This is a genomic window from Actinosynnema mirum DSM 43827, from assembly GCF_000023245.1.
GTDB classification, from domain to species: domain Bacteria; phylum Actinomycetota; class Actinomycetes; order Mycobacteriales; family Pseudonocardiaceae; genus Actinosynnema; species Actinosynnema mirum.
Genome location: NC_013093.1, coordinates 5,249,825 through 5,260,867, shown reverse-complemented (window position 1 = coordinate 5,260,867; position 11,043 = coordinate 5,249,825). Strand labels below are relative to the sequence as shown.

1 protein-coding gene is annotated in these 11,043 nt (G+C 78.1%); it reads left to right on the top strand.

The window, feature by feature from the left end:
* Positions 1-18 precede the first annotated feature (18 nt).
* Complete coding sequence (locus tag AMIR_RS42170; protein ID WP_015803175.1) at positions 19-11,031, top strand: type I polyketide synthase; 11,013 nt, start codon at positions 19-21, stop codon at positions 11,029-11,031.
* Positions 11,032-11,043 lie beyond the last annotated feature (12 nt).

Genomic DNA, 11,043 nt, shown 5'->3' with positions numbered 1-11,043 from the left:
CGAGGAAGGCGGTCCACCGTGGCGGAAGCCGACAAGCTGCGCGAGTACCTCAACAAGGTCACGGTGCAGCTCAAGCAGGCCAAGGGCCGCGTGCGCGAACTGGACGCCGCGGCGAGCGAGCCCATCGCCGTGGTGGGCATGAGCTGCCGCTACCCCGGCGGCGCGCACGACCCCGACGGCCTGTGGGAGCTGGTGGCGTCCGGCACGGACGCGGTCACCGGCTTCCCGACCAACCGGGGCTGGGACCTGGAGGCCCTCTACGACCCGGACCCGGACCGGCCGGGCACCTCCTACCTGCGGGAGAGCGGGTTCCTGCACGACGCCGACGAGTTCGACGCCGACTTCTTCGGCGTCTCCCCGCGCGAGGCGCAGGCCATGGACCCGCAGCAGCGGCTGCTGCTGGAGTCCGCCTACTCGGCGCTGGAGGACGCGGGCCTCGCGCCCGGCGCGCTGCGCGGCAGCGACACCGGCGTCTTCGTCGGCGTCATGGCCCAGGAGTACGGGCCCAGCCTGCTCACCCCGTCGGTCGCCGAGGCCGACGGCTACCTGGTGACCGGCAACCAGCTCAGCGTCGCCTCCGGCCGCATCTCCTACACCCTGGGCCTGGAGGGGCCCGCCGTCACGGTGGACACCGCGTGCTCGTCGTCGCTGGTGGCGATGCACCTGGCGGCGCAGTCGCTGCGCAACCGGGAGTGCGACCTGGCGCTGGCGGGCGGCGTCGCGGTGCTGTCCACGCCGGGGTTCTTCGTCGACTTCTCCCGCCAGCGCGGGCTCGCCCCCGACGGCCGCTGCAAGTCGTTCGCCGCAGCCGCCGACGGCACCAGCTGGTCCGAGGGCGTTGGCGTGATCGTCCTCGCCCGGTTGTCGCACGCGCGCAGGCTCGGCTACCCGGTGCTGGCGCTGATCAGGGGCAGCGCGATCAACCAGGACGGCAGGAGCAGCCAGCTCAGCGCCCCCAACGGGCCCGCGCAGCAGCGGGTGATCCGGGCGGCGCTGGCCGCCGCCCGGCTGGGACCGTCCGAGGTGGACGCCGTGGAGGCGCACGGCACCGGAACCCCGCTGGGCGACCCGATCGAGGCGCAGGCGCTGCTGGCGACCTACGGGCGGGGCAGGCCGGGGGACCGGCCGCTGTGGCTGGGGTCGCTGAAGTCGAACATCGGGCACACCCAGGCCGCGGCCGGCGTGGGCGGCGTGATCAAGATGGTGCAGGCGATGCGGCGCGGGGTGCTGCCCGCGACGTTGCACGTGGACGAGCCGACGCCCGAGGTGGACTGGTCGTCGGGTGGGGTGGAGCTGCTGCGCGAGTCCCGCCCGTGGCCGGAGGTGGATCGGCCTCGGCGCGCCGCGGTGTCCTCGTTCGGGATCAGCGGCACCAACGCCCACCTGATCCTGGAGCAGGCCCCCGAACCCGAGCCCGCGCCCCGCGAGCTGCCGGAGGTCGTGCCCTGGGCGCTGTCCGGGCACACCGAGGCGGCGGTGCGGGCCCAGGCCGCCCGGCTGGCCGAGCACGCCGCCCGGCCCGACGCCGACCACCCGGCGGACGTCGGCCACACCCTGGCGCTGGGCCGGGACCTGCTCGACCACCGGGCCGTCGTGGCGGGTGACCGGGCCGGGCTCGCCGAGGCGCTCGCGGACCTCGCGGCGGGCCGCGCCGACGTCCACCGGGCCAGGCCCGTCCGCACCGCGCTGGTGTTCCCCGGCCAGGGCGCGCAGTGGGAGGGCATGGCCGAGGGGCTGCTGGAGACCGCGCCCGCGTTCCGCGCCGCGCTCGACGAGTGCGACGCCGCCCTGTCCCGGCACGTCGACTGGTCGGTGGTGGACGTGCTGCGGTCCGCGCCGGGCGCTCCAGGGCTGGAGCGGGTGGACGTGGTGCAGCCGGTGTCGTTCGCGGTGATGGTGGCGCTTGCCGCGTTGTGGCGGTCGGTCGGGGTGACGCCCTCCGCTGTGGTGGGGCACTCGCAGGGGGAGATCGCCGCCGCGGTGGTGGCGGGGGCGTTGTCGCTGGAGGACGGGGCGCGGGTCGTCGCGTTGCGCAGCGCCCTGATCGCGCGGGAGCTGAGCGGTCGGGGCGGGATGCTCTCGCTGGCCGTCTCCCGCGAGGAGGCGGAGGAGCTGGCCGGTGGGCTGGTGGAGGTCGCGGTCGTGAACGGCCCGGCGTCGGTGGTGCTGGCGGGGGACCCCGAGGCGTTGGCCGTGGTCGCCGCCCGGTGCGCCGAGCGCGGGGTGCGGCACCGGGTGCTGCCCGTGGACTACGCCTCGCACAGCGCCCACGTCGAGCGGATCGCGGACGCGCTGCGCGCCGAGCTGGCCGGGATCACCCCGGCGGTCGCCGACGTGCCGTTCTACTCCACGGTCACCGCGGCCCCGCTCGACACCGGTGGGCTGACCGCCGACTACTGGTACCGGAACCTGCGCCTGCCGGTGCTGTTCGCCGACACCGCCCGCGCGGTCGCCGCCGACCTCGGGAACGCGGCCTTCGTCGAGGTGAGCACGCACCCGGTGCTGGTCTCCAGCCTGGAGGACGTCCTGGCGGGCGAACCGGTCGCCGCGCTCGGCACCCTGCGCCGGGGCCAGGGCGACCTCGCCCGGTTCCTCACCGCAGCGGGCCACGCGCACAGCCTCGGCGTCGAGGTCGACTGGGGCGCCGCGCACGGCGCGGACCCGAGACGGGTGCGGCTGCCCGGATACCCGTTCCAGCGCAGCAGGTTCTGGCTCGCCGCCGACCGGTCCTCGGGCGACCCCGGCGGTCTCGGGCTCACCGCCACCGGGCACCCGCTGCTCACCGCCGCCCTCCCGGCGGCCACCGGCGGGGACGTGCTGCTCACCGGCCGGATCGGCGTGGCCACCCACCCGTGGCTGGCCGACCACGCCGTGCGCGGCGCCATGATCCTGCCGGGGACCGCCCTGCTCGAACTCGCGCTCCACGCGGGCGGCCACGCGGGGCTGCCCGTGGTGGAGGAGCTGGTCATCGAGGCCCCGCTGGACCTCGCCGAGCCCAGGCAGCTCCAGGTCGTGGTGCGCGCAGGTGCGGATGGCACGGACGGCGCAGGTGGCACGGACGGCGCAGGCGGCGCAGGCGGCTCGGATGGCGCAGGCGGCTCGGGCGGTGCGCGGGTGGTGACCATCCACTCGCGCGCGGGCGACGGCCCGTGGACGACGCACGCGACCGGCGTCCTCGGCCCCGAGCGCGCGGGTGAGCCCGACGGCCTGGACCGGTGGCCCCCGGAGGGCGCGGACCCGGTCGACGTCACCGGCGCCTACCCCGAGCTGGCCGAGCGCGGCCTCGGCTACGGGCCCGCGTTCCGGGGGCTGACCGCCGCGTGGCGGCGCGGCGGCGAGCTGTGGGCGGAGGTGGAGCTGACCGCCGACCCCGCGGGGTTCGGCGTCCACCCGGCGCTCCTGGACGCGGCGCTGCACCTGCACGCGCACCAGGGGGCCACCGACGAGGTCCGGCTGCCGTTCAGCTGGCGCGGCGCGCGGCTGCACGCGGTCGGGGCGACCAGGCTGCGCGTGCGCCTGACCCCGCTCGGGGACGGCGCGATCGCGGTGCTGGCCGTCGACCCCGCAGGCAGCCCGGTCCTCACCGCCGAGTCCCTCACCACCCGTCCCGCGCGGCGCGTGGACGCCACCGGTGACGGGCGCGGCCTGCTCCTGGAGGAGCTGTGGCTGCCGGTCGACCCGCCGAGGCCCGACGCCGCGCCGGACCGGGCGGACGGGGTGTCCGAGGTGGACGACGACGCGCCGGGGGCGGTGGTGCTCTGGCGCTCGCCGGACGTCGACGGCGACGACCTCCCCGCCGCCGTGCGGCGCTCGGTCGGTCGGGCGCTCGACGTGGTCGGGCGCTTCCTGGCCGAGGAGCGGTTCGCCGGGTCCACCCTCGTGGTCGCGACCAGGGCCGCGGTGGCCGCGCGACCGGGCGACCGGGTGGAACCGGCAGCCGCCGCCGTGTGGGGCCTGCTGCGCTCGGCCCAGTCCGAGCACCCCGGCCGCCTCGTGCTCGTGGACGACCCCGACGAGCCGGACGCCGCCCGCTGGGCCGTCGCGGGCCTGCCCCAGCTCGCGGTCAGGGGGAGCGCCGCGCTGACGCCGAGGCTGACCGGGGTCACGCCGAGCAGCACCCCGACCGGCGTCCCGACCGGCGTCCCGACCGGCATCGCGTCCGGCACCGTGCCCGGCATCGCGTCCGGCATCGCGTCCGGCACTGCGCCCGGCACCGTGCCCGGCATCGCGTCCGGCACCTCGACCGGTGCCGCGCCTGGTGAGGCGGCTGGCATCGCGCCCGGCACTGCGCCCGCCACCTCGACCGGTGCCGTGCCCGGCATCGCGCCCGGCGCCGTGCCTGGTGAGGCGGCTGGCACCCCGACCGGCATCGCACCCGGCGCATCGACCGGCACTGCGCCCGGCACTGCGCCCGGCGATGCGCCCAGCACCGTGCCCGGCGTCGCGCCCGGCGCTCCGACCAGCGTGGTGCCCGGCGAGGCGACCGCCCCCGCCGCCCCCGCCGCCCCCGACCCCTGGTCACCCGACACGACCGTCCTGATCACCGGCGGCACCGGCGCGCTCGGCGCCCTGCTCGCCCGGCGTCTCGTCGCCGCGCGCGGGGTCCGCCACCTGCTGCTCACCAGCCGCCGGGGCCCGGACGCGCCCGGCGCTGCCGAGCTGGTCGCCGAGCTGACCGACCTCGGCGCCCACGTCCGGGTCGTCGCCTGCGACACCGCCGACCGGGAGGCCGTGCGCGCCCTGCTCGCCGGGCTCGACCGACCGCTCGGCGCGGTGGTCCACACCGCCGGGGTGCTCGACGACGCCACCTTCGACGCGCTCACCCCCGAGCGGGTGGACCGGGTGCTGCGGGCCAAGGTGGACGGCGCCTGGCACCTGCACGAGCTGGCCGCCGGGGTGGGCGCGTTCGTGCTCTACTCCTCCCTCGCCGGCCTGATCGGCACCCCCGGCCAGGCCAACTACGCCGCCGCCAACGCCGCGCTCGACGCGCTCGCCCGCCACCGCCGCGACCGCGGCCTGCCCGCCACCTCCCTCGCCTGGGGCCTGTGGGCCCCCGCGGGCGGCATGACCGGGCACCTCGGCGACGCCGACCGCGCCCGCCTCGCCCGCTCCGGGCTGCTCCCGATCACCGCCGAGGCCGGGCTCGCGGCCTTCGACGCCGCGCTCGCCGCCGACCGCCCGGTGCTGGCGCTCACCCCGCTGGACCGCTCCGCCCTGCGCGCCGCCGACCCGGACACCCTGCCCGTCCCGCTGCGCGGCCTCGTGCCGCGCGCCCCGCGCAAGGCCGCGCCCGGCGACGCCACCGGCTTCGCCGAGCGGCTGCGCGCCCTCACCGACCGGGGCAGGCGCGCCGCGCTGCTCGACCTGGTGCGCGGCCACGTGGCGAACATCCTCGGCCACGCCGACCCGGCGGCGGTGCCCGAGGAGCAGGCGTTCCGCGACCTCGGGTTCGACTCGCTGACCTCGGTCGAGCTGCGCAACAGGCTCACCAGGGCCACCGGGGCGAGGCTGCCCGCCACCCTGGTGTTCGACCACCCCACCCCGGCGGCGCTCGCGCTCTTCCTCGGCTCCGCGCTGGGCGTCGACGACCCGGCGCGCGCCACCGGGGCCGGTGACCGCGCCGTCCGGGCGGCGGCCCCGGACGAGCCGGTGGCGATCGTCGGCATGGCCTGCCGGTTCCCCGGCGGCGCGGACACCCCCGACCTGCTGTGGGACCTGCTCGTGGACGGCCGCGAGGGCCTGTCCGCCTTCCCCGCCGACCGGGGCTGGCCGGACCGGGTGGGCGCCGGGCTCGGCGGGTTCCTGCCGGGCGCGGCCGACTTCGACCCGGCGTTCTTCGGCATCTCCCCGCGCGAGGCGCTCGCCATCGACCCGCAGCAGCGGCTGCTGCTGGAGACCGCGTGGGAGGCGATGGAGAGCGCGGGCATCGACCCGACCACCCTGCGCGGCACCGGCACCGGGGTCTTCGCGGGCGCGATGTACCGGGACTACAGCGGCCGGTTCACCGGGGCCGACGGCTACGAGGACGTGCTCGGCGCGGCCAACGCGGGCGGCGTGCTGTCCGGCCGCGTCTCCTACGCCCTCGGCCTCGAAGGCCCCTCGGTGAGCATCGACACCGCGTGCTCGTCGTCGCTGGTGGCGATGCACCTGGCGGCGCAGGCGCTGCGCGGCGGCGAGTGCGGGCTGGCGCTGGCGGGCGGGGTCACCGTGATGGCCACCCCGGACACGTTCGCCGAGTTCTCCCGGCAGGGCAACCTCGCCCCGGACGGCCGGTGCAAGTCGTTCGCCGAGGGCGCCGACGGCACCGGCCTGTCCGAGGGGGTGGGGTTGCTGCTGCTGGAGCGGCTCTCCGACGCCCAGCGCAACGGGCACCGGGTGCTTGCCGTGCTGCGGGGATCGGCGGTCAACCAGGACGGCGCGTCCAACGGGCTGACCGCGCCGAACGGTCCCGCCCAGGAGCGGGTGATCCGGGCGGCGCTGGCCACCGCCCGGCTGGAACCGTCCGAAGTGGACCTGGTCGAGGCGCACGGCACCGGCACCACCCTGGGCGACCCGATCGAGGCGCAGGCGCTGCTCGCCACCTACGGCCAGGGCCGTGACGCGGACCGGCCGCTGTGGTTGGGCTCGGTCAAGTCGAACCTGGGGCACACCCAGGCGGCGGCCGGGGTCGCCGGTGTGATCAAGGTCGTTCAGGCGATGCGGCACGGGGTCCTGCCCGCCACCCTGCACGTGGACGAGCCGACGTCCGAGGTGGACTGGTCGTCGGGCGGCGTGGAGCTGCTGCGGCACAACCGCTCCTGGCCCGAGGCAGGTCGCCCGAGGCGCGCCGCGGTGTCCTCGTTCGGGATCAGCGGCACCAACGCCCACGTCGTGCTGGAGCAGGCCCCCGAGGCGGCCGGGCCGGAACCCGACCGCGACCTGCCGGACACCGCGCCGCTGGTGCTGTCCGCCCGGACCACCGGGGCGCTGCGCGCGCAGGCCGACCGCGTCGCCGCCCTGCTCGACGCCCGCCCCGACCTGCCCGTCGCCGACGTCGCCCTGTCGCTGGCCACCACGCGCACCGCGTTCGCGCTGCACGCCTCGGTGACCGGGGCCGACCGCGCCGACCTGGTGGGCGGGCTGCGGGAGTTCGCGGGCGCCGGGACCGGGAGCACCGCCTCCGCGGGCGGGCTGGCGCTGCTGTTCTCCGGGCAGGGCGCGCAGCGCGTCGGCATGGGCCTCGGGCTGCGCGCCGCCCACCCGGTGTTCGCGCGGGCCTGGGACGAGGCCATGGCCGCCGTGGAGGCCGAGCAGCCCGGTCCGGTCCCGCTGCGGGAGGTCCTCGAAGGCCGCCCCGACCTGGTCGACCGCACCGACTACGCGCAGACCGGGCTGTTCGTGCTCCAGACGGCGCTGTTCCGGCTCTACGAGTCGTGGGGGCTGCGCCCGGACCGGGTGATCGGGCACTCGGTGGGCGAGATCGCCGCCGCGCACGTGGCCGGGGTGCTGTCCCTGGCGGACGCGGCCCGGCTGGTGGCGGCCAGGGGCCGGTTGATGGCCGGGCTGCCGCCGGGCGGGGCCATGATCGCGGTCGAGGCCACCGAGGACCGGCTCCGCCCCCTGCTGGAGGGCGAGCCCCTGCTCGGCCTCGCCGCCGTCAACGGCCCCACCTCGCTCGTCGTCTCCGGCGACCGAGCCAGGGCCGAGGCGGTCGCCGCCCGCGTCGCCGAGCTCGGCGGGCGCACCAGACCGCTGCGGGTCAGCCACGCCTTCCACTCCCCGCTGATGGCCCCCGTGCTGGACGACTTCCGCGCCGTCCTCGACGACCTGGCCTACCGGCGGCCGGACACCACGATCGTCTCCACGGTCACCGGAGCCCCGGTCGCCGACGACATGTCCGGCCCCGACTACTGGCTCCGGCACGTCCTGGCCACCGTCCGCTTCCACGACGCCCTGACCGCGCCGGGCGAGCGCCCGCTGTCCGCCCACCTCGAACTCGGCCCGGACGGGGTGCTCGCCGCCCAGGCCGGGCGGGTGCTGGACGGCCAGGTCGTCACCCACGCCCTGCGGGCGGGCCAGGACGAGGCGCGCACCGCCACCGCCGCCCTCGGCGAGCTGCGCCGCGCGGGCCACGAGCCGGACTGGTCCCGCGTGCTCCCCGGCGCGCGGACCGCGCCGCTGCCCACCTACCCGTTCCAGCGGGAGCGCTACTGGCTCGCCGGGGCGCGACCGGCGGCCACGCCGTCGGCGGTCGGGCAGCAGCCCGCGCACCACCCGCTGCTGGGCGCGGCCGTGCCGCTGGCCGGGGACGGGACCCTGGTGCTCACCGGGCGGCTCGACCCCGACGCGCCGGGCTGGCAGGCCGACCACCGGGTGCTGGGCCGGGTGGTCCTGCCGGGGACCGCGCTGCTCGACCTCGTGCTGCACGCAGCGGGACTGGTGGGTGCGGGCGTGGTCAGGGCGGGCGTGGTCGACGCGGGCCCGGTCGGTGCGACGGTCTTGGACGAGCTGCTCGTCGAGACCCCGCTCGAACTCGACGGGCCGAGGCAGGTGCAGGTGGTGGCGAACGGGGCGGCCGGGTGGATCAGGGTCCACTCCAGGCCGGAGGAACCCGACGCCGAGTGGGTCCAGCACGCCACCGCGACCACCACCACGGCGGAGCGGAGCGCACCGCCTGAGCCTGGGGGACAGCGGCCGGGGGAGCAGCGGCCGGGGGAGCAGTGGCCGCCCACCGGGGCGACCCCGCTCGACCCGGCCGCCCTCCGCGCCGACCTCGCCGACCGGGGACTGGACCTGGGCCCCGCTTTCCTCGGGCTGCGCGCCGCGTGGCGTCGCGGCGACGAGCTGTTCGCCGAGGTGGCCGCCGACGACCGGGCGGGCGAGGACCGGGCGGGCGACGGCCGGGCTGGGCACACCGTGCACCCCGCGCTGCTCGACGCGGCCCTGCACCCGGCCGCGCACGCCGGCACGGGGCTGCGGCTGCCGTTCAGCTGGAACGGCGTCCGGTCGCACGCCACCGGCGCGCGGGCGCTGCGGGTCCGGCTGACCGAGCTGGGGGAGGGCGCGGTGTCCGTGCGCGCCGAGGACCCGTCCGGGCGGCCGGTGCTGACCGTCGACCGGCTGACCACCCGACCGGTCGACGCGGCGGGTCTCACCGGAAGGCCGCGCACCACGGGCGCCGTGCACGTGCTCGCCTGGCGCCCCCTGGCCACGCCGGTCGGCGCCCACCCCGAGCCCGCGGTCGTCGCGGCCCCCGAGACGGGGGACGGCGGACCGGCGGCGGTCCGGGAGGCGCTGCGCGTCGTGCTCACCGGTGTGGCGCGGGCGCTGGCCGAGCCCACCGGGACCGCCGTGGTGCTCACCAGGGGCGCGGTCGCCGTCGACGACGGGGAGAGCCCGGACCTGGCGGGCGCGGCGGTCTGGGGCCTGGTGCGCTCCGCCCAGGCCGAGCACCCCGGCCGCCTCGTGCTCGTCGACGCCGACCCGGCGCCCGCCGCCGGTCGGCCCCCGGCCGGATCGACTCCGGCCGGATCGACCCCGGTCGAGTCCAGCGGCGGGCCGGGCGCCGACCACGACCCCGGTCCGACCGGGGGTCTCCCGAGCGGGCTGGACCTGGCCGCGCTCGTCGCCACCGGCGAGCCGCAGATCGCCGTGCGCTCGGGGCGGGCCCACGTCCCCGAGCTCGTCCCCGCCCCCGCCGGCCACGCGCGCCAGGGCGATAGCCCCACCGAGGACGCGCCTCCCACCGAGCACCCCACCCCCACCGAGCACCCCACCCCCGCGGGCCACCCCACCCCCACCGCCCCGTGGACCGAGCGCAGCCGCGTCCTGGTCACCGGTGCCGCGGGCGCCCTCGGGTCCGCCACCGCGCGCCACCTCGTGCTCGCCCACGGCGTGCGCGACCTGGTCCTGGTGGGCAGGCGCGGGGTGCCCGAGGAGCTGGTCGCCGAGCTGACCGGCCACGGGGCCACCGTCACGGCCCTCGCCCTCGACGTGTCCGACCGGGACCGGGTCGCGGCCCTGGTCGCCGAGCACCCGGTCACCGCCGTCGTCCACGCGGCCGGGGTGCTCGACGACGGCGTGCTCACCGCGCTCACCGAGGAGCGCTTCGACTCGGTGCTGCGCCCCAAGGTCGACGCGGCCTGGCACCTGCACGAGCTGGCCGGACCGGTCGAGCAGTTCGTGCTCTTCTCCTCCGTCGCGGGCCTGCTGGGCGGCGCGGGGCAGGCCAACTACGCGGCGGCCAACGCCGCGCTCGACGCCATCGCCACCCACCGCGCCCGCCTCGGCCTGCCCGCCCGCTCCCTGGTGTGGGGTCCGTGGACGGGCGGCGGCATGGCGGACCGGCTCGCCGCCGCCGACCGGGACCGGCTGCGCGACCGGGGCCTGCTGCCGATCACCGAGGTCGCGGGCGCGGCGCTGTTCGACGCCGCCCTGCGCTGCCCGGCCCCGGTGGTCGTGCTCGCCCCGCTCGACCGGGCCGCCACGAGGAGCGGCCCGGTGCCCCCGGTGCTGCGCGCCCTGCTGCCCGCCGCACCACGCCGCGCAGCCGAGCCCGCCGACCACACCGACCTCGCCGACCGGTTGCGCGCACTCGGCGAGCGCGAGCGCGACCACCTGCTGCTGGGCGTGGTCCGCTCGCACGTCGCCTCGGTGCTCGGCCACCGGGACCCGTCGGCGATCGACCGGGACGAGGCGTTCACCGACCTCGGCTTCGACTCGCTGACCGCCGTCGAGCTGCGCAACCGGCTCGCCGACGGCACCGGCCTGCGGCTGCCCGCGAGCCTGGTGTTCGACCACCCCACCCCGGCCGTGCTGGTGAAGTTCCTGCGCGCCCGCCTGACGCCCGACGCCGCCGACGTCGTCCGGCTCAAGGTCGCCGAGGTGGAGGCGCTGCTGTCCGGCGCCGAGCTGGACGCCCGCGCCAAGGACGAGGCCGCCTCGCGGCTGGAGCTGATCGCCCGGCGCTGGCGCGGCTCCGCGCAACCCGATCTGGACGGCGCGAGCGACGAGGAGCTCTTCCGCCTCGTCGACGCGACAGGAAAGGACTGAGGCCATGTCCAA